Origin of the sequence: Flavobacterium ginsengisoli (assembly GCF_029625315.1) — a bacterium.
Classification (GTDB): Bacteria; Bacteroidota; Bacteroidia; order Flavobacteriales; family Flavobacteriaceae; genus Flavobacterium; species Flavobacterium ginsengisoli.
Genome location: NZ_CP121110.1, coordinates 2,898,686 through 2,919,827, shown reverse-complemented (window position 1 = coordinate 2,919,827; position 21,142 = coordinate 2,898,686). Strand labels below are relative to the sequence as shown.

Annotated in this window: 13 protein-coding genes and 6 pseudogenes; 4 read left to right on the top strand and 15 right to left on the bottom strand. The window is 34.3% G+C overall.

Annotated elements, in window-relative coordinates; genetic code table 11:
* Positions 1-1,324 (bottom strand): annotated as a pseudogene (locus tag P5P87_RS13600) (M16 family metallopeptidase).
* Between the two features lie 273 nt (positions 1,325-1,597).
* Between P5P87_RS13600 and rplU the strand changes: the two are divergent.
* From rplU to P5P87_RS13585, 3 genes and pseudogenes are all read left to right on the top strand, one after another.
* Positions 1,598-2,033 (top strand): annotated as a pseudogene (gene rplU, locus P5P87_RS13595) (50S ribosomal protein L21).
* A gap of 24 nt (positions 2,034-2,057) precedes the next feature.
* Entirely contained in the window at positions 2,058-2,318 is a 261-nt protein-coding gene (gene rpmA / locus P5P87_RS13590; protein WP_012023622.1) for a 50S ribosomal protein L27, read from the top strand.
* 130 nt (positions 2,319-2,448) lie between these two features.
* Positions 2,449-3,744: a hypothetical protein gene (locus tag P5P87_RS13585; protein ID WP_278019635.1), complete on the top strand. Its 1,296-nt coding sequence runs from the start codon at positions 2,449-2,451 to the stop codon at positions 3,742-3,744.
* Between the two features lie 59 nt (positions 3,745-3,803).
* On the opposite strand, the gene P5P87_RS13580 is transcribed toward P5P87_RS13585, so the two are convergent.
* The 3 genes from P5P87_RS13580 to P5P87_RS13570 form a co-directional block, all read right to left on the bottom strand.
* Positions 3,804-5,420 (bottom strand): hypothetical protein, encoded by a 1,617-nt coding sequence (locus tag P5P87_RS13580; protein WP_479724217.1) that lies wholly within the window; start codon positions 5,418-5,420, stop codon positions 3,804-3,806.
* A 107-nt stretch (positions 5,421-5,527) separates the two neighbouring features.
* Positions 5,528-6,562, bottom strand: a complete 1,035-nt coding sequence (locus tag P5P87_RS13575) for an AsmA family protein (protein ID WP_278019634.1) — start codon at positions 6,560-6,562, stop codon at positions 5,528-5,530.
* 53 nt (positions 6,563-6,615) lie between these two features.
* A complete protein-coding gene (locus P5P87_RS13570) occupies positions 6,616-7,197 on the bottom strand; it encodes a MiaE family protein (RefSeq protein WP_278019633.1) in 582 nt (193 codons plus the stop codon).
* Positions 7,198-7,310: 113 nt separating this feature from the next.
* Here P5P87_RS13570 and P5P87_RS13565 point away from each other — a divergent pair.
* Positions 7,311-8,553 (top strand): annotated as a pseudogene (locus P5P87_RS13565) (glycosyltransferase).
* A gap of 40 nt (positions 8,554-8,593) precedes the next feature.
* Here P5P87_RS13565 and P5P87_RS13560 read toward each other — a convergent pair.
* From P5P87_RS13560 to porU, 11 genes and pseudogenes are all read right to left on the bottom strand, one after another.
* On the bottom strand, positions 8,594-9,472 hold the full coding sequence (locus P5P87_RS13560; RefSeq protein WP_278019632.1) for a helix-turn-helix domain-containing protein: 879 nt from the start codon (positions 9,470-9,472) through the stop codon (positions 8,594-8,596).
* A gap of 94 nt (positions 9,473-9,566) precedes the next feature.
* Positions 9,567-9,752 (bottom strand): carboxymuconolactone decarboxylase family protein, encoded by a 186-nt coding sequence (locus tag P5P87_RS13555; protein ID WP_278019631.1) that lies wholly within the window; start codon positions 9,750-9,752, stop codon positions 9,567-9,569.
* Positions 9,753-9,789: 37 nt separating this feature from the next.
* Positions 9,790-10,098: a carboxymuconolactone decarboxylase family protein gene (locus P5P87_RS13550; protein WP_278019630.1), complete on the bottom strand. Its 309-nt coding sequence runs from the start codon at positions 10,096-10,098 to the stop codon at positions 9,790-9,792.
* Between the two features lie 470 nt (positions 10,099-10,568).
* Positions 10,569-10,694, bottom strand: coding sequence for a hypothetical protein (locus tag P5P87_RS13545; RefSeq protein ID WP_278019629.1), 126 nt, complete (start codon positions 10,692-10,694; stop codon positions 10,569-10,571).
* Positions 10,681-11,649: a M1 family aminopeptidase gene (locus P5P87_RS13540; protein WP_278019628.1), complete on the bottom strand. Its 969-nt coding sequence runs from the start codon at positions 11,647-11,649 to the stop codon at positions 10,681-10,683. The genes P5P87_RS13545 and P5P87_RS13540 overlap by 14 nt, the downstream gene beginning before the upstream one ends.
* Positions 11,603-12,418: a gluzincin family metallopeptidase gene (locus P5P87_RS13535; RefSeq protein ID WP_278019627.1), complete on the bottom strand. Its 816-nt coding sequence runs from the start codon at positions 12,416-12,418 to the stop codon at positions 11,603-11,605. Before P5P87_RS13535 ends, P5P87_RS13540 begins: the two co-directional genes overlap by 47 nt.
* 91 nt (positions 12,419-12,509) lie before the next feature.
* Positions 12,510-14,150 carry a pyruvate dehydrogenase complex dihydrolipoamide acetyltransferase gene (locus tag P5P87_RS13530; protein WP_278019626.1) on the bottom strand — a complete coding sequence of 547 codons (1,641 nt, stop codon included), beginning with the start codon at positions 14,148-14,150 and terminating at the stop codon, positions 12,510-12,512.
* Positions 14,151-14,155: 5 nt separating this feature from the next.
* Positions 14,156-15,155 (bottom strand): annotated as a pseudogene (gene pdhA / locus P5P87_RS13525) (pyruvate dehydrogenase (acetyl-transferring) E1 component subunit alpha).
* A 159-nt stretch (positions 15,156-15,314) separates the two neighbouring features.
* A pseudogene (cdd, locus tag P5P87_RS13520) lies at positions 15,315-15,798 on the bottom strand (cytidine deaminase).
* A gap of 79 nt (positions 15,799-15,877) precedes the next feature.
* Positions 15,878-17,083: a type IX secretion system outer membrane channel protein PorV gene (porV, locus tag P5P87_RS13515; protein WP_278019625.1), complete on the bottom strand. Its 1,206-nt coding sequence runs from the start codon at positions 17,081-17,083 to the stop codon at positions 15,878-15,880.
* Between the two features lie 41 nt (positions 17,084-17,124).
* Positions 17,125-20,964, bottom strand: a pseudogene (gene porU, locus P5P87_RS13510) (type IX secretion system sortase PorU).
* Positions 20,965-21,142: the final 178 nt, after the last annotated feature.

Genomic DNA, 21,142 nt, shown 5'->3' with positions numbered 1-21,142 from the left:
TTAGTTTTGAGATTTGGCAGTTGGAACATAATCTAAAATCAAACGTTGGTTCGGGTTTAAATATTTCTTGGCAACTTCTCTTATTTCTTCTCTTGTTATAGAATGATAAATGTCGATTTCGGTATTAATCAGATTTACATCGCCATAAAGTAAATAATATGAAGCTAGATTTTCTGCAATTCCTTCTACGCTCGAATTGGCATTTACATAATTGTTATCGAATTTGTTTTGTAATTTTTCGTAATCTTTTTCAGAAATAAGATCGGTTTGAATTTTTACAATTTCCTCATCCATTTCTTTTAAAATATCGGCTGTTGTGTATGGAGCCATTGGAAGACCATACAGAATATACATTCCGTAATCTTCTTGGCTAAAACCTACAGCACCAATTTGCAACGCCATTTTTTTGTCGTCTACAATTTTCTTGTACAGTTTAGAACTTTTTCCATCACTTAAATAAGATGAAATTAAATCTAAAACCCTTGCATCCCTTGTTTTCATTGAAGGCGTTCTGTAAGAAGCTACAATCATCGGAATCTGGATGTTTGGATCTTCGTAAGTAGCTTTAATCGTTTGAGTGATCGGATCTTCTGTATAGGTTTGTTTTTTAACTTCTTCGCCTCGCGGAATTGGTCCAAAATATTTCTGAATCCATTCTTTTGTTTTTGTTTTTTCGAAATCTCCAGCAACCACTAAAACGGCATTATTTGGAGTATAGAATTTTTTGTTGAAAGCTTGGAATTCTTCAAGAGTTGCAGCATCCAAATCTTTCATAGAGCCAATAGTGGTCCATCTGTAAGGATGATTTTTGAACATATTCTTTTTAACCTCGGGAAGAATATTTCCGTATGGCTGATTGTCGTAACGCATTCTTTTTTCTTCTTTAACTACTTCATTTTGCGTGTCAACTCCAATTTTATTAATAATAGGATGCATCAGTCTTTCAGATTCCATCCATAGACCAAGTTCTAAACTGTTAGATGGAAAAACTTCATAATAATATGTTCTGTCATCAGAGGTATTTGCGTTGTTTACACCTCCGTTAGCAGTAACAATTTTCATCCATTCTCCGCGTTTTATATTTTGGGTTCCTTCAAATAATAGATGTTCAAAAAAATGTGCAAAACCAGTTCTGTCTGGGCGTTCGTCTTTTGATCCAACATGATACATTACCGAAGTGATCACGACTGGAGCCGAAGGGTCATTGTGTAAAATGACATGTAGCCCATTGTCTAAATCGTATTCTTCGAAAGCTACTTTTTGGGCATGAGCCACTCCGCCAAGCATTAATGCAGACACTTAACATCATTATTGATTTTTTCATAAAGATTAATAATTTTAAAATATCAACAGTAGTAGGTAGACAAGAGTTGATTTTGGTTACACCAAAAATAGTTTTTTTTAATTAGGTATTACAGATTTGTTTTTAAATTAATGTGATTTTAACAATCTTTTACTTTAAAATAATTTTGTTTTTGATGTAGAACTGCCTGAAAAACAAGGTTTTTTTAAGTAAAAATATTTTTGCTTTTAGGGATTGCACAGTAAATTATTAGTTGTATATTTGCAACCTTAAAAATCAATAAATCAATTTGGTATGTATGCAATCGTAGAGATAGCAGGGCAACAATTTAAAGTAAGCAAAGACTTAAAGGTTTATGTTCACCGTTTAGCTAATGAAGAAGGTTCAAAAGTTTCTTTTGACAAAGTTCTTTTATTAGATGATAACGGAAATGTAACTTTAGGCGCCCCAGCTATAGAAGGTGCTTCAGTAGAAGCTAAAGTGTTACAACACTTAAAAGGTGATAAAGTTATCGTTTTCAAAAAGAAAAGAAGAAAAGGATACAAAAAAAGAAATGGTCACAGACAATATCTTACACAAATTGTAATTGAAGGTATTACTGCAGCAGGAGGAACTAAAAAAGCGGCACTAAAAAAGCAGTTGTAGCAGAAGAAGCGACTACTGAAGAAGTAGAAGCTCCAAAAGCAAAAAAGCGACTCCAAAAGCAAAAAAAGAAGCTACTAAAGAATAATAACAATATTTAAACTCATACGTCATGGCTCACAAGAAAGGTGTCGGTAGTTCGAAGAATGGTAGAGAATCAGAATCAAAACGTCTAGGCGTTAAGATTTATGGTGGTCAAGCCGCTATTGCTGGAAACATCATCGTTAGACAAAGAGGTTCAAAACACAATCCAGGTGAAAACGTTTACATTAGTAAAGATCACACTCTTCACGCAAGAGTTGCTGGAGTTGTTAAGTTCCAAAAGAAAAGAGATAACAAATCTTATGTATCTATTATCCCATTCGAGGCATAATAATCATAGATTACTTTTTATAAAAAACCCGTTCAGAAATGATCGGGTTTTTTGTTTTTTATACTTTTATAAAGACTTTAAAACTTATATTTACTTTTATGTTTGTTTTCATTGTCCTAAATATTAAAAGTTGAAAAAAATAATAATACTTATACTGCTGTGTTGTTTTAGTGCTTACGGAAAAGCTGTTTCAGATAATAATGTTAGCAGTTATTTAAATTCGTTAAGCGAAGAACAGAAAAATGTTTTGTATGAATTTGAAGTTCTTAAAAAGAACGGTTTTGAAACAGAACAATTCTGGATGAAACACAAAAATGAATTTTCAAAAATTGATGATAAAGTACGAGATCAATTAGCTTTAGAAGTTTTTGCTAATTCTAAAATAGTGTATGCTCCGCCAAAAGGTTCTGCAGTTCAATTCTGGCTACAAGCGCAATCGCTGGCAAATTGGATGTTTTATCTGTCTGCATTTATTGCTATTTGTGCTATTCTAGCTTTGTTTAAGCGATATTGGAGTTTGTTGATTGATTTTGTTATTAGGCATTTAGCGCCATTATTAAAGTTTTTATTTTCACCAATCTTGTTGACTTACGAATTGCTGATTGCAAGCGCTTTTTGTATCTATTACGGAGTTTCTATAGATGAATTTGTACTTCGTACAGTTGTGATTCATGTAGGACTGTGTTTGTTGTGGAGTCAATCTACAGCTCTTTTTACGAAAGAATATTTAATTAAACGGTATATTTTTAAAATAGAAAATAACTTTTGGGGTGAAAACTCTTGGGAAGCGGTAAAAACAATTTGTCTTCCTGCTTTATGTCTTACGCTTGCGCTTTTGTATGTGCTATACAGAGTTCCGCAAGACATTTTTTATAACTACGAAATTGTATTATCAGGAATTGCGACAATTTATGCTTTGCCTTTTTGGCGTACTTTAGAAAAGTATTTATATCCGGTTTTATTTCCCTTTAAAAATGATAGAAGAGAAAGAGGTATAAATTCTCTTGGCGGATGTACTGTAATTGCTGTTGTTGTAGTTTTAGTGCTGATTTTTCAAGACAATTTTCTTTTTTATAATGTTATTGCCGCTTTAATAAGTTTGTTGGCGATATCGTTCTTAATTTTGTCCTTGAAAATGAACTACAGATATGATTTCAGAAATTATTACTATCTGCAATTTGTAACCGTACTTTTTTTAAGTTTAACTTTCTTGTACGGCTTCAGTTATCATTTAAATGAAGTTGTTTGGTTTTCGCTGATAGGAACAAGTGCTTATGTAGTCATTAAATATTTTGAAATATTTTCGTTTTTCTCTGATTGGAAAAGAAGTAAAGCTTGGGCTTGGAAACTGCTAGGGGTGGCAGCCTTATTGTGGTTGTTGGCTAAAGGAATTTTATATGTTTCTAAAATCATATATAGAGTTTAAAATAAAAAAACCGAAGCTTGTGCCTCGGTTTTTATTTTTGTATTAGAATTTTTAAATCCTTATTCAGTATCCTTAGTTTCCTCTAAATCTTCAGTCTTTCTTCCCACTTTTACTTTTGGATTATCTTGTGTTCCTGTAACTGTCAGCGGAATTCCGAAAATACCGAAAGGAGGCAATCCTAAACGCATTTTAAGGTTCAGTCTTCCATCTAAGCTTGATGTCCCTTCGATTCTTGGTCTAAAGCCTGCAAATTTAAATTTAAAACGTTCTACGGTAATAATATTGTTTTTAACTGTTGTTTTAATATCAACTTTTGAAAGATCTGGATTTTTTATAGATTCCGTATTTGTTTGTTTACTTACGGCATTAAACATTTTCAGACCTCTTACTTTTACATCTTTTACAGAAAGTGTTCCGCCGCCCACAAGAGAAGGGTAGACAGGATCCATATTTGCGTTTAAACGGCCTTTTAATTGATAATCTAAAGAAACAATTCCTTGCGCTTTCTCTGCTGCACTTGCCATTTTCCTGAAAACTTCAATTTCGTTATAGGCTCTTTTAATATCAAAATCTGTAGCTTTTATTGCATAATCAAAATTTGCTTTTTGCGGAGTTACAGCTTGATAATTGGCATTCATAGAAACATTGCATCCAATTAAATTAAAGCCAGTATTCTGCATTGTTAATTTACCATTCTTCATGGTTAAATTTCCAGTTGCATTTTGCAGGTTTAATTTGTCAAAATTTACTTTTTGGGCATTTGCAATCAGCTGTAAGTTCAGATTGCTTGGAATAATAATTACGCCAGTTTGTGTGTTGTCTGATTGTTTTACTTCTGTTTTTGGAGCAGAGCTTTGCGTTACAGGTGTATTTGGGTCTACGCTTGACATAAATTCATCAACATTGATATATCGAGAAGAAACTTTAAAAGAGCCTTTTAAAACGCCTGTATTGGTCATTACATAATTGAAAACATTTTGTAAATAACCATTCATTTTAAAATCTGATTGTCCATAAGCGGCCAAGAAATTATTGAACGACATTTTATCCTGATTAATTTTGAAAATACCTTCTTTGATGATGAATTTCTTTGGAAGATATTCAGAAGCAATTCCGATGTTTCTTAATTCAAGTGTCCCTCTATTATTTAACTTGCTGTAATTTCCTTTTTCTGCATCGCTTTGTTTTCCTTTTAGCGATACATCAGCTTTTACGAAACCATCCAGATCAAGTCCTTTTTGAGAGAAAACTTTATAAATTCTGCTAACATCCAATTCGCCTTTTGCTTTTATGTCGTAATTTAAATCGTCAAAATTGCTTAAATCGGCTTGTACAAAAACTGGTTTTCCTTCAAAAGTAAATTGAGTTGGTGTTAAGCTTACTTTTAAATCTTCAAAAGTTCCTTTTTGGTTTACGATTTTAGATTTAATCGTAATATTTGTAATAGGATTTGGATAGTAAGGTGTTTTTAAATATCCATTATCCAAATTAAGGGTTCCGTTTGTAACAGGAAAACGTTTGTTCTTTTGGTCAAATACTCCATTTGCTTTTATATCTCCAGCTAAAGCTCCTTTTAATTCAATATCAGGAATTCCAAGTGCTTTGGTTAGTTTTTCAAGATCAATTTTAGCTTTAAAATCGGCATTGATTTCTGGTGTGTTTATTCCTTTCACCAAAAACTTAGATTTTAAATAATCCTGATTAATATTTAGAGAAAGATTTTTAGCATCAACAATAACTAAATCAGGGTTTAAAGACGGAACAGTTGTTTTGATGTCTAAATTTAGGTTTGAAACCGAAATGCGCTTTTGTTGTAATTGACAAATCCGTCGTTTATTTTTACATCCAAATCCAAATCTGGACCAATGTTTTCCGACGCAATATATTTTCCTTTTAAAGTCAATAAAAGATTCGTATTTCCTTTTAATTCAGTTTTAGAAAGCCAAGTAATATATTTTGGAGGAAAGGCGGTAAAAACGTCATATAAATTACTGTTATCAGATTTAATAACAAAATCCATGTTGTAGCCATCTTTCAAAATATCAAATTTACCTTTAAAGTCTACCAAGAGCTGATTGATTTTAAGGTTATTCTGTTGGAAAAAGAAAGAAAGCGAGTTAATGTTGACTTTGGTAATCAAATCAGCATCAATTTTTTTATTCATTAAATACGGTTCGTCTTCGTAAACGATATTCAATTTTTCGATTTTGGCTTTCGAATACAAATCAAAAACGGCTTTATTTAAATCTCCTTTTCCTAAATAATTGAAGCCATAAGCATCAAAATGAACTTTTGTCGATTTGTCGTCGTAAATAATTTTACTGTTCAAAATTTCAATTCGTTCTAGCTTTAAAGCAGTATCAGAACTGTCATTTGATTGTGAAGCTTGTTCTTGCGATTTATAAATATTGTAATTTGCTTCTCCGTTTGGATTTACTTTTACGTTTATAAAAGAATCAGATAAATAGATCTGGTCAATTTTTACCGATTTGCTAAAAATAAGACTTGCCACATTGATTCCAAAAGAAACCTCTTTTGCGGTGATGAATTTTTCGTTTTTGTATGGCGCAGAACCATTCAAACTTAAATTATCTAAAGTTAAAGTAAGAGAAGGAAAATGATGAAAAAATGAAACAGAAACATCAGAATAATTTAATTCTGCGCTTAATCTTTCATTGGCTGTTTTCTTTATTTGCTCTTTAATTTGGTCCTCAAAGACGATAGGCATTAAAAATAATAATCCTATAATAACCGCGAAAGTTATTCCGAAATACTTCGCAATTTTAAAAACGATTGATCTGGATTTACTTTTCTGCATAGCGAATAGTGGTGTTTAAATATGAAAATAGAGTAATAAAAAAAGAGCGTAATTTATCCGTGAACGGTTTCACTTTTACCATAATTGGTAATAATAGAACCTTCATATTCAATCCATTCTTTCCATCTTTTATCAATGTCGATGTTGTCTTGGTATTTTCTGGCAAAGCCTAAAAATGTAGTATAATGTCCCGCTTCAGAAATCATTAAATCTCTGTAGAATGTAGCTAGTTTTTCGTCTTTAATATTTTCTGAAAGGACTTTAAAACGCTCGCAACTTCTGGCTTCAATCATTGCAGAGAACAATAATCGGTCGCAAAGTGCATCTCTACGGCTACCATCTTTTTTCATGAATTTAAACAGTTCATTTACGTAATGATCTTTTCGTTCGCGTCCTAGCGTAAGTCCGCGTTCCTTTATGATATTATGAACCATTTGAAAATGCTCCAATTCTTCTCTGGCAATTTCAAGCATTTCGGTTACTAATTCTTCGATTTCAGAATTATACGTCACAATGCTAATAGCGTTTGAAGCGACTTTTTGTTCGCACCATGCGTGATCAGTTAAAATTTCTTCGATATTCGATTCGACGATATTTACCCATCGAGGGTCTGTAGCTAATTTTAATCCTAACATAATTTCTAAGAATTTAGTTTTGCAAAATTAGTGTTTTTTTACAACCGAAAGTCAGTAAATATGATGCAAAAATGTGCAAAAAAGCATTATTTTGTAAAATGAAACCAAATAAAATGAAACAGATAAAAAAACTTTTAATTATTGGGTTTGTTTGGCCTGAGCCAAAGTCTTCTGCGGCAGGTGGAAGAATGATGCAATTGATTTCTATTTTCAAAGAAAATGGATTTGAAATTACATTTGCAAGCGCTGCTCAGGATAGCAATTTTATGGTTGATTTGTCTGAATTTGGAGTAATAAAAAAAAGCATCGAACTTAATTCTTCAAGTTTTGATGATTTTGTAGCCGAATTAAATCCAAAAGTTGTCTTGTTTGATCGCTTTATGGTTGAAGAACAATTTGGATGGCGCGTGATTGAAAAATGTCCGAAAGCAATCCGAATTTTAGATACCGAAGATGTGCATTGTTTGAGAACTGCAAGGCAAAAAGCGTTTAAAGAAAACAGAACTTTTAAAATTCAAGATTTGTTATCTGAGGAAGTTGCAAAACGCGAAATAGCCAGTATTTTAAGATGTGATTTATCTTTGATTATTTCTGAATTTGAAATGAATGTTCTAAAAGATGTTTTTAAGATTAATGAAGACTTATTATTTTATCTTCCGTTTTTGGTTGATGAAATGAAGGAAGAAGAGCTTTTGAAATTGCCCTCTTTTGAAGAAAGAAAGCATTTTGTTTTCATCGGAAATTTTCTTCATGAACCGAATTGGAACACTGTCCAATATTTAAAAGAAGCAATTTGGCCTTCTATAAAAAAAGATTTTCCAGAAGCTGTTTTGGAAGTTTACGGAGCGTATCCTTCGCAAAAAGTACTGCAATTGCATCAGCCTAAAAATGGTTTTTATATCATGGGAAGAGCAGAAGAGGCTAATGAAATTGTGAAAAAATCTAGAGTTGTTTTAGCGCCAATACGTTTTGGAGCAGGTTTGAAAGGCAAACTCTTAGAAGCAATGCAATGCGGGACGCCAAGCGCAACAACTTCTATCGGCTCTGAAGCAATGCATAGAAAGTTGTCTTGGAATGGTTTCATTGAAGATGATCCAACTGATTTTGCTAGAAAAGCAATTGCACTTTATGAAGATGAAAATCTTTGGAAGCAATCTCAAAAAAATGGAATTGAAATCATTAATAAATGCTACCAAAAAAGCAACTATTCTAGTCAATTGCTTTCACTGGTAAATTCGCTTATAGAGGATTCAGAAAGTCATCGTCTTCATAATTTTATGGGGAATTTATTGCAAGCATCATGCATTTAAAAGTACGATGTACATGTCAAAATGGATTGAAGCGAAAAATAAGTAATCAGAACAGTTCACAATAATCAGTAAACTGAGACTTTAAACTAAGCTTCCATTTTTCCAAAACCTACTGTTTCACGATAAATTTGTGGCGAAACATCGGCATTGGTTTTAAAGAAACGACTAAAATAATGTTCGTCATCGTAACCTAACTCATATGCAATTTCTTTAACCGTTTTGTTGGTTAGATATAATTCTCTTTTAGCTTCAATAATAATTCTTTCTGAAATTAAATCTGTCAACGTTTTATTGAAATAATTCTTAGATAATTTAGCCAAAGCTTTAGGAGAAATATTCAGTAATTCGGCATAATTTCCTGCTGAATGTTTGGTTTTGAAATTTAGTTCGATCGCATCTTTTAGATTTTGAAGAATAATAGGTTCTTTCGAATCTGGAATCGATTTCATTTCTTCTAGTTGTTCGGTTTTTAGCCTTGAAGCTGTAATTAAAAAGATTTTCAAATAAGAAATAAGCAATTCATATTGTGCCAATTCTGCATTTTGAATTTCAGTTTTCATTTGGTCAATAACCATATTGAAAGTTAGTGATGCTTGTTCAGTAACCTTTACATAAGGAGGTTGATAAATATTATTGAACAAAACGCCATTGCAAGAAACTTCTTTTTGATGCATGTGAATGCAATAAAAATCAGGATGAAAATGAATGGCAATTCCTTCGATTGGTTCGTTTACACAAAGCATAAATGGCTGATAAGGTGAAAAGGCGAGAAGTGAATTTTCTTCAAAATGATGTTCGGCAAAATCGGCTTTTACCTTGCCTTTTCCTTTGGTGACCCAAATTAGCGAGTAATAATTGTTTCGCTGTAAATGATCAAAATGACTGTTGTCGTCAAAAGAAAGTATCTTGAAAGCTAAATTGCCATTTTGCGGATTTATTAAAGTAAAAACTTGTTGCGAACTCATATTATTTGGTTTTTGAAAGTAAAGATAGTCATGAAATAAATTCACAACTATCTTTACATATTGATTCTTGTTATAGTGAATGTATACTTTTTAATTATACTGTTGGAAAGTCAATTTCTGTTTTTGCTACGTTGTTAAAGTAGTTGGTTAGTACGTTTAAAGCTACATGTCCGATAGTTTCTGCAATTTCAGCATCTGCAACTCCTGCGTTTTTAGCTTTGTTTACATCCTCGTCGTTTACTAAACCATTTTTACTAATAAGAGTTTTGGCCAATTGCAAAATGGCTTCTGTTTTGGCATCGTCAGACTTTCCTAATCTAGCAGACTTTTAAAACTGCTGGATCTGCTTTAACTAATTTCTCTCCAATAAAAGTGTGCGCGGCTAAACAGTAGTCGCAAGAATTGCTTTCTGAAACTGCTAAAGCAATTAATTCTCCCGTTTTTGCGCTTAATTTTCCGTGGCTTAAAGCACCGCTTAAATTTAAATATCCTTCAAGAACTGCTGGCGAATTTCCCATTGTTCTCATCATGTTTGGAACAACGCCTAATTTTGCCTGAACTGCATTGAATAAATCTTTAGTTTTTCCTGTTACTTCTTCTGGGTTTAAAGCTGTTAATCGTGTCATTTTATTTAATTTTTTAAAGTTGTTATTTGTTGTTGTCTTTTGACATTACAAAGTTGCGACGATTGCAGATTTTAAAACATGGAGAATGTACGCTATATGATGGATAATTTTCCCCGCTGTTTTTTGGGAGCTATTTCCCGCTATCCGTTCCAATCTTTTGTGCCGAACCCCGGCACAAAAGGATTTCCACTTCTATCTGGGCTAGGACTCTCATTTTTATAAGATTGTTTTACAATAGTTTGTCATCCTGACGAAGAAAGGATCACACTTAGAAATTCTGCAAACAATTAACACAATCTTGTCATTTCGACGAAGGAGAAATCTTCGCGAGTAACTCCGTAATGAGAATCCGATCTTTGTCGAGCTTCTTGTGAAGATTTCTCCTTCGTCGAAATGACAAATAAGGCGTAAAAAAAAAGAGGCTGTTCCTAAAGAACAGCCTCTTTTTTAGAGTTATAATCTTGAAAAAACTATTTCAAAACACTTGCAGCATCTTGAATTGTCGTCGCGTGATAACCAGATTTAGCTTTATCAAAAACTTTTTTAGCCCAAACCTTTCCTTCTGGAGTTTTAGCCATTTCTTTATAAAGCATCATGATAGAGCCGGTTCTGCTTGCTTCCAATTAAAAATTGTTCAATTGCAGGATCGGCAGCTTTGTATTGATGACGAATTGCTTGAACAAACCATTGGCGTTTAATAATGAAATTACCGCCCTTAGTAAAGTTGAATTCTTTATCAATTGCTCCCATTTCCTTTACAGTAATATCAGCAGGAAGATGGTCAATAAAATGCTGTTTTTCTGCAGTAGTTGTGATTTTTTTACTCAAACCTGCAACGCCAGTTTCTCTCCAGCTTTTTTGGATAGCATCGATAGCATCAAAGTCAGCTGAACTTACTGGAACAATATTTGAAGGAATTCCTGGTTTGTAAATCCAGTTGTCTAATTGAATTTTATCTGCTAAAGTTTTGTCGCCTTTAATAAGATTTTCATTGATGTATTTAACGAAATCTTCTGTTGTGATAGATTGGAAAGCATGAGAATCGAAATAATTCTTGATAAACGGATCAAATTTATCGCGCCCAACGGCATTTTCAATAACTCTTAAAAAAGCATATCCTTTTACATAAGGAATCATGCTGATTCCGTCGTCAGGATTTCTTCCTGTCAAACTAACTTTTAATCTTGTGTCTGGATTTGTATCTCCGTATTCAGCAACATTATCAATCAATTCTTTGTTGGTGATAACATTCTGCATATCAAATTCTTTTTTGCCAAAAATTGCTTCTCCAATTCTGTGCTCAACGTAAGTAGTAAATCCTTCGTTTAACCAAATATCATCCCATGTAGCATTTGTAACCAAGTTTCCGCTCCAGCTATGACCTAATTCGTGTGCAAGCAAACTCGTAAGTGAACGATCTCCAGCAATTACTCCCGGAGTTAAGAAAGTCAGGTTTGGATTCTCCATTCCGCCATAAGGGAAACTTGGAGGCAAAACCAAAACATCATAACGTCCCCATCTGTAAGGTCCATATAATTTTTCTGCAAGCATTTACCATTTTTCCAAGTTCGGCAAATTCATAAGCGGCACTTTTTAGAACAGATGGTTCTGCATAAACTCCAGTTCTGTTGTCGATTGCTTGGAATTCGATATCTCCAACGGCAATTGCCATTAAATAAGAAGGGATTGCTTTGTCTTGTTTGAAAGTATAAACTCCAGTGTCATTTTTCTTCTGCGGATTTACAGCGCTCATAACCGCCAATAAATCTTTAGGAACGGTAACTTTTGCATTGTAAGTAAAACGAATTCCTGGAGAATCTTGACAAGGGATCCAAGTGCGTGACCAAACACTTTCGCCTTGAGAGAAAACAAAAGGTTTCTTTTTGTCTGCAGTTTGTTCTGGTTTTAACCATTGTAAAGCTACAGCATCTTTAGTGGTGCTGTAATAAATGTTTACTTTGGTTGTATTTGGTTCGATTGTGATATGAAGTGGTTTGCCATGAAATTCAGTGTCTTTTCCAAGCTCAAATTTGGTTTCTTTTTCATCATCTCCTAAAGTTACTTTTGTAATATTTAAAGTGTTTTCGTCGAAAATAATTTCGTTTCCTTTACTGATGTTGTCAATTGTCCAAGATGCTTTTCCTGAAATAGTCTGAGTGTCAAAATCAACTTTAATATCAAGGTCAAGATGTTTTGCTACAGCAAGTTCTGGTTTAGAGTAACTGTGTTCGTCTGTAACGGCAGCTGTTTTTTCTGTTTGCTCTTTTTTCTGGCAAGCAATTGCTGTCAGAAATAAAGCGACAAGAATTAGTTTCTTCATTTTGTGAGGTTTTGAATTTGAGGATGAAAATTAAACAAAAAATCCCGTTTTGAATAAACAAAACGGGATTTAATTATAAAATTAACAACGATTATGCCAACATTGTAACTGGGCTTTCGATGTATTGTTTTAATGTTTGTAAGAACTGAGCTCCAGTTGCACCGTCAATAGTTCTGTGGTCACAAGCTAATGATAACATCATTGTGTTTCCAACTACGATTTGACCGTTTTTAACTACTGGTTTCTCAACAATTGCACCTACAGAAAGGATTGCAGAGTTTGGCTGGTTGATGATTGAATTAAATTCAGTAATACCAAACATACCAAGGTTAGATACTGTAAAAGTACTTCCTTCCATTTCTTGTGGTCCAAGTTTTTTGTTTTTAGCTCTTCCAGCAAGATCTCTTACTGAACCGCCAATTTGAGATAAACTCATAGCATCTGTAAATTTCAATACAGGAACTACTAATCCGTCTTCAACAGCTACAGCAACACCAATGTTTACGTGGTGGTTGATGATGATTGCATCTTCTTTCCAAGTAGAGTTGATTTTTGGGTGTTTTTTCAATGCTAAAGCACAAGCTTTGATTACCATATCGTTGAAAGATACTTTTGTATCTGGAACGCTATTGATAGCAGCTCTAGCTTGCATTGCTTCGTCCATACTTACTTCGATCACTAAGTTATAGTGAGGTGCAGTGAATAAAGATTCAGAAAGACGTTTTGCAATGATTTTACGCATTTGAGAGTTTTTGATCTCTTCTGTGTAAACTTCTCCAGCAGGAACGAATACTTTTGGTGCAGCAGGAGCAGATGCTTCTTGTTTAGCAGCTGGTGCCGCAGCAGAAGTTTGTGCTTGAGCAGATGGAGTAAAGTTTTCGATATCGCTTTTTACGATACGTCCGTTTTCTCCAGATCCTTTAACTTGACTTAATTGAATTCCTTTATCAGAAGCGATTTTTTTAGCTAAAGGTGAAGCTAAAATTCTTCCTCCGTTTGAAGTTTCAGCAACGGCTTCTGGTGCTTTTTCAGCAGCAGGTGCAGTTTTTTCTTCAGCAGCAGGAGCACTTGCAGTGGCAGCGCCTCCAGCAGTATAATTTTCAGCAATTCCAGAGATGTCAGTTCCTGCAGGTCCAATGATCGCTAATAAGCTGTCAACAGGCGCAGTATTTCCTTCTTGAATTCCAATGTATAATAATGTTCCAGCATTGAAAGACTCAAACTCCATAGTAGCTTTGTCTGTTTCAATTTCTGCTAAGATATCGCCTTCAGCAACAGCATCACCAACTTTTTTCAACCAGCTAGCGACTGTACCTTCAGTCATGGTATCGCTCAAACGAGGCATTGTTACAACAACAACTCCTTTAGGCAATTCAGTCGCCGCTTTTGCAGGAGCAGCAGTTTCAGTTTTTGCTTCAGCAGCAGGAGCATCCGCTTTTGGAGCTTCGGCAGCAGGAGCATCACCACCGGCTAAAAGAGCAGAAATATCTTCTCCTTCTTTACCAATGATTGCTAATAATGAATCAACAGGAGCGGTTTCTCCCGCTTGAATTCCGATATGTAAAAGAGTTCCTTCGTTAAAAGATTCGAACTCCATTGTTGCTTTGTCTGTTTCAATTTCAGCAAGGATATCTCCTTCGCTAACTTTGTCGCCTACTTTTTTAAGCCAAGTTGCTACCGTTCCTTCCGTCATTGTATCGCTCAAACGAGGCATAGTTACTTTAATTGCCATAATTCTTATAATTTATGAGGTGTAAATGGATAGTCTTCTTGTGCGTATACTACATCGTATAATTGTTGTAAGTCTGGGTATGGAGATTCTTCAGCGAATTTCGCACACTCTTCAACTAAGTCTTTAACTTTTTGGTCAATTACATCAATTTCTTCTTGAGTAGCATATTTTTGATCCAAGATTACGTCTAAAACCTGAGTAATTGGGTCGATTTTTTTGTACTCTTCAACTTCTTCTTTAGAACGGTATAATTGTGCATCAGACATAGAGTGTCCTCTGTAACGGTACGTTTTCATTTCAAGGAAAGTTGGTCCGTCTCCGCGACGCGCTCTTTCAATAGCTTCGTGCATAGCTTCAGCAACTTTTACTGGGTTCATTCCGTCAACAGGTCCACAAGGCATTTCGTAACCTAAACCTAATTTCCAGATGTCAGTATGGTTTGCAGTTCTTTCTACAGAAGTTCCCATTGCGTAACCATTGTTTTCAACGATAAATACAACTGGAAGTTTCCATAACATAGCCATGTTGAAAGCTTCGTGAAGAGAACCTTGTCTAGCAGCACCATCACCAAAGTAAGTCATGGTAACACCGCCAGTGTTGAAATATTTGTCTGCAAAAGCAATACCAGCTCCTACAGGAATTTGAGCACCTACGATTCCATGTCCACCGTAAAAACCGTGTTCTTTAGAGAAAATGTGCATAGAACCTCCCATACCTTTAGAAGTTCCTGTTGCTTTTCCTAAAAGTTCTGCCATTACGTTTCTAGGATCTACTCCCATACCAATTGGCTGAACGTGGTTTCTGTAAGCAGTAATCATTTTATCTTTGGTCAAATCCATAGCGTGCAGTGCGCCAGCTAATACAGCTTCTTGACCATTATATAGGTGTAGAAAACCTCTAACTTTTTGTTGAATGTATAATGCTCGCAAGTTTGTCTTCAAACTTTCTCCAAAGTAGCATGTCTTCATACCACTTTAAATATACCTCTTTTGTAACTTCTTTCATCTGAATTCTTTCTTTTGCTAAAGTTGTTTGTGTTATCGATTATTGTGCCTGTAACGCAAAATAGTTTCCTCCCACAAATTTGCGCCCGAAAGGTCGGGATGCAAAAATAAGACATTACATTTAAGAACTAAAATTAAAACGATACTTTTTGGCTTTTTTTTACAAGAACTTTTTATCAAACATCAATGGGAGTAAATTTTTGAGGGATGATGATTTATAAATTTCACCAATTTCACCCATAAAATAGATTTCAATAGGTGTGTCTTGTTTTATCTCGTATTCTGCTATTGATTGTCGGCAAGATCCGCATGGTGGGATAGGGGCAGTGGTTTGATTGGTGTCTGAAGTCTGCTGTAATTGCCATTTTTAAGATTTTTGCTTCTGGATAAGCGCTTCCAGCATAAAAAATTGCAGTTCTTTCTGCGCAAAGTCCAGAAGGGTATGCGGCGTTTTCTTGATTAGAACCTAGAATAATTTTTCCGTTATCTAAAAGTAAAGCAGCGCCAACTCTGAACTTAGAATAGGGAGCATAAGCTTTTTTTCTGATTTCAACCGCTTGATTCATTAAATCTTGAATTTCGGTTGGAAGTTCATTTAAATTATCAAATATTGTAAACGAAGTTGTTATATTGATCTCTTTCATTTGTTTTTAAGGGAAAAAAATCCAAATTCCTAAAATGCTGGAATTTGGATTAAGTTGTTTTTATTTTGATCTTTTCTCTTTAATAAGTGTCGTATTTGTCGCCAAAGTTAAACGTTAAAGAGAAACGAAGTGTATTTTCTAAAGGGTTTTTTATTTTTGATGCTGAGAATAAGTACGAAACATCAATTTTCATAATGTTGTATTTAAATCCTGCTCCTAAAGAGAAAAATTGTTTAGCACCTTTTTCTGGGCTTTCGTGGTAGTAACCTAAACGGAAAGCAAAAGCATCTTGATAAACATATTCAGCTCCAAGGCTATACGTGATTTCCTTTAGTTCTTCGCTAAAACCTCCTGGCGCATCTCCAAAAGATTTAAACATTCCTTCAAACCAGCCAATTTTATTGTAGTTTCTGTAAGCAGCGTCTGTAGCTTCTTGCTGTGTAATGTCTTCAGGATCGTCAAAATCTCCATCGCCATTTCCATCGATAGCAGCTTGCATGCCTGGAGGAGTTGGAACTAAAAGTTTAGTAAGTTCGGCGCTTAATGTAAGTTTGTTGTAGTCGTCAAAGATAAAATCAAATCCTCCCCCTAATCTTAAATTAGCAGGTAAGAAGTTTGTGCTAATATCATCATTGTCGTAACTAATTTTTGGCCCCATGTTCTGGAAGTTAACTCCAGCTCTCCATCTACCATTGAAATCTTGGTAAGCGATTTCTTCCGATTGATAAAAAGCGACAACATCGACAGCAAAAGATCTTGCAGATGTAGCATCAACTTCTTCTGAAGCAACTTTTAAATTTGAACTAATAAAACGTCCAGCAACTGCCATCGAGAATTTCTCACTTAATTTAAGAGAGTACGAACCGTCTAAGGCAAATTCGTTTGGAGAAACTGTTCTTGTAGGCTCAGTTGGATCTCCTGTAGTTCTTAATTCGATGTCTCCAAAACCGAAATAACGGAAACTTCCTGCAAAAGCACTTTTTTCGTTGATTTTGTTGTAATACGTAATCTGACCTAATGAGATGTCATTGGCAAGATCTGTTAAATAAGGAGTGTAGCTAATAGAAAGGCCTTGTGCATCTTCTGAAAATGCATACTTGGCAGGGTTCCATTGTTGAGAGAAAACGTCGGCAGAAGTAGCGACACCTTGGTCTGCCAAACCTGCTGCTCTAGCATCAGCAGCGACTAGTAAAAAAGGTACTCCAGTAACAATTGGTCTTGATTCCTGAGCCCTTGAATTGTAAATGCTAAAAATACAAATTAATAGAAGTGATAGTTTTTTCATTTATGGGACTTATGTTTTTGGTGGTGCAAATATATATAATATTATAGGATGACAAGCTTTTCGTATTTTTCTGCTTTTTTATTTGTTAAATTGGATTTTACAGTCAGTTTGTAAATATACACTCCTTTTCCGATTTTGTCGCCAAAATCATCTCTTCCGTCCCATGTTATTTCTCTTGATAAAAATCCTTCTGTTGTAACAGTTTGGTTTTTTGTCCAAACCACTTTTCCTGTAATGGTCATTACCTGCACTTGTACTTCCAATGGTTCATACGGTCTGTTATGTGAAAACCAAAATTGCGTATAAGTAGAAAAAGGATTTGGGTAATTAAGAACGTGTGATAAAGTTAAGGAATCGTCTCCTACAACTGTAAATTGAATTTCACTCGTCACAGGGTTGTTATAAACATCCCAAGCGGTAAAACTTATTGTATGTAAACCAGGGGCTAAATTTCGGAGTGGGAAACGTAGGTTTCCGTTGGTGTAATCGTCTAATTTTGTTTGGTAATAATCATTCAAAATATAAGGATTACTAACGTCTCCATCTAAAATAGCAACAATATCATGTCCGATTCCGCTTGCTGTATTGATTCCGTTTTCATCTTCTAAGAATGCTAAAAGAAAAGGCGATTCGTTTGTAATTCCGCCAGATACAAAAGTTTCATCGTTCATATATAACTTCACTTTTGGACTTATATTGTCTTGGGGTGCATTTTCGTTAATTCCTCCAATTTTAATCGTATTGTTGTATCCTGTTTGGTTTTCTAATGCCTCATTTTTCTTTGAATAAAAGCTGATTCTTCCATTGTCAACAGGAATTCTAATGTCTCTAGGAACTACAAAGCTAAATTCAAATTGTCCGTTGGTTACAGAAGCATTCCCTCTAAAAATGGTTTCTCCTAAAGTTTTGAATTGCATTGGAGGACTATAGCCGTCATTGTTTAAAGTAGTATTTGTAATTAATTTATCAAAAATAGCAGTTGCTAATTCTCCATTGTAATTGCTTAAAAGTGTGTTGTTTTCGTCTGTAATTTCTCCTGAAATTTTAATTTTTGACAATGATTTTAAGTCAGGAATTGCTTGCGAAATCACAATATCATTTACTTTCGTTAAATTAATTCGCGGTTTTGGAATAGCGAGCATTAATGCAGGATCACCTAAGTAAAAAACAACATTGCTAGAAGAACTTGGATTTTCGTTTTTAGATATTCTTAAAGATTCAGCAATGGAGTTATATTGGTTAGAGCCATAAGAAAGAAGGTTTTTGCTAAGCGTTTTATTGAATTCTTCGGCATTAGCCTGTCCGATTTCACGAATTGTTGTCAGCATGGAAATAGCGCCTCCTTTTGGATTCCAGAAAACATATTCACCAGCAGTTGGTCTGGTCGGATCATCAAAACGGGAAAATTCGCAAGTAATGGTAATAAATAGAGGATATTTGTATTGGTTGGTCAGGTTTTGCCCGTCCGATTTTTCCCAGATTCTCTCGCTAGCCAACCCGTCTTCGCCACCGTGCCCTAAATAATTAAATATTAAAGCCCCTTTTTCAAAAGCATTAAAAAAGTCTGTTCTTGCTTTAGGATATCGAGATCCGCCAGCAGAAGCTTCTTGCGTATATGCATCTAAAAATATTTTGTCGATATTAAAAAAAGGTTTTTCAGTTGCAATTTGATCTGCAAGTGCATTTTGGTTTGCTTGTAAAGTTTGATCGCCAGGTTTGTCCGAGTCGTCGCTAATTAGAACAACATTGTTTCGCCAATTTCCGTATGATTTTGTGTCGTAATATTCAAATACTTTGTTGACCATTTCCTGTGCTTGAGCATTGTCAGAAACTAGCATTCTTCCTATGGCTATATCAATCCCTGCAAGAGACGGAATAATAACTCCTTCATTAGAATCCATCAATCCATAAAAATCATCAGAAGCAAAAGAAGCTTCGCCGACTGTGTTGCTTATTAGGGATTGATATATAGGTACAATATTAGTGTTGTTCGAAATGCGATCTTTGTAGTCAAACGAAGCGTCTCCAAATAAATTTACATAACGAATCCTTTTTTCTGACGAAGAAGCATTGTCATAAATATATCGAATGAAGTTTCTAATAGCGACTATGTCTTGTTTGCCAGAAGAAAATTCCTGATAGATGTTTTCTAATGTGATAACTTTTACATTTAAATTAGAATTAGTTCTATGAAAACTCGCTAATCTTTCGGCTTGTGAAGCTAAAAATTTTGGAGTTATAATAACATAATCGATATCCTGAAAAGAGCTTTGATTATTTCTGAAAACCGTTCCTTTTAAATTTTGGGTGGCAATTTTCGGTTGATTTTCTTTTAACGGACTGTAATAATCGGAAGGATCTATTGCAATGTATTTTCTAACTTCTCCCAAATTAGCTTTAAAACTAAAAGAGGCTTGGTTGGCATTTTCTATTTTTGACACATTATATAGGTCTGTAACATCCCATATTTGAGCTATTCCAGATGCATTTCCAATTGTATAATTAACAATTCCGGCTGTTGAGCCTGCAGAGTTGTACTGAAAAAGAAATTGTTTGCCTAATCCTAAAAGTTTTCGTTTTGCCGTGATATTAATATAATCTAAGTAGCCTTTTGATCCCGGAACACCATTATTATTATAGGTGAGTTTTATTTTAATATTATCTGTCCCAGTAAATACTGTATTTGCTGGTAGTTTTCCTGTTATATATTTCGTGTCGGAACCTGCAATTAAGGGTGTGAAATTTATATTTCCGATATTCTGTCCGTTTGCTTGCTATTGCAAAAGAAGTCGTAGTTAAAGATGCAGATGCAGTGCTTGCTTCTATTTTTACTGGTATTGAAGTGTCTAAGTTTGGAAAATTAAACGAGAATTCTTGTTCCTGATTAATGTCAAAAGACTCTCCAAGCCATTGGCGACCAAGGTGAACAATATTGGTTTGATCTATTTCATGATATTGATAGTCATCAAACGTGTTTAGTTCTAAAGTGCTATTTCCTATTGGCTGATTTAGGTTTTGGATTCTTTTTCCGTCGTCTCCAGAAGCCGTAATGTAATAGTAAGACTTGGTGTCGTATAAATTTAGGTTAGTCTGGTTTTCAGAGCTCCAAGTGTCGGTTCCTTCTGCATAAAAAAGAATGTAATCTTCGTTGTTAAAAACACCGTCATTTTCTCCTATTACTTGTATCGCATTTTCTGTTAAATCGTTAGGATAATATGTGTCGTTGGGAAGAGGAAGCATTCTTCCTCCATTTCCGTAAATTTTGATTCTTCTTGGGTTAGCTTTGGAGGCGTCAAATCCTAAGCTTTGTAAAAAAGAACGATCTATTTTGTAAACGCCTGATTTCTGAATGTAAAAACGATACCAATCGCCAGAAGCCAAAACAGAATTTGAAATTGCTTGCCGATTTTTGAAATGAAGATGTAGATGCAGTTCGTCCAGTTGCATTGCTAATGAAATAAGAAAAGGATTTAATTCGTTTGTAGCTATTTCCTTCCTTAATTATAGGAGATAAAGAAAGGAAAGAATATTTTATGTCTCTTGCATTCGTAACTATTACAGATTCATTTGGTTTTTCAGGGATATTTTCAAGTGTTAAATCTCCTAAATCTGCTCTGGAAACCGACTCATAAATGACATTGTTAATTTGCAAAGAACTGTTGCCTGAAACGTTAGATTGGTTTAAGTTTTGGAGCAACGATTATGCTTTTTTTTGTAGTGTCAAAGCGAAAACTGCTTCCGGAGAAGTAAGGAATTACGATTTTATTTTCGCCATAATTTACCTCTTTTTTATTCTGCCAATCTATCGTTATAGCCCCATTTATCTGGGAAAATGAGAGAATTGGGAGAAGAAAAAGAGAGATAAGTATTACTTGTTTCATGAGTTTAAAAACCGAAATTTAATTAAAAAATAATTAGTAAGTAAAAATATAGTATTTCATGTTACAGTAAATAATAAAAAGTATATTTTTGCGTTCGTAACTAAAGGTTATTTTCTGGAAAAAACAGCGAAATAAAATTATGAGAACAGATGTTGCCAATTAAATGTTAATTATTATA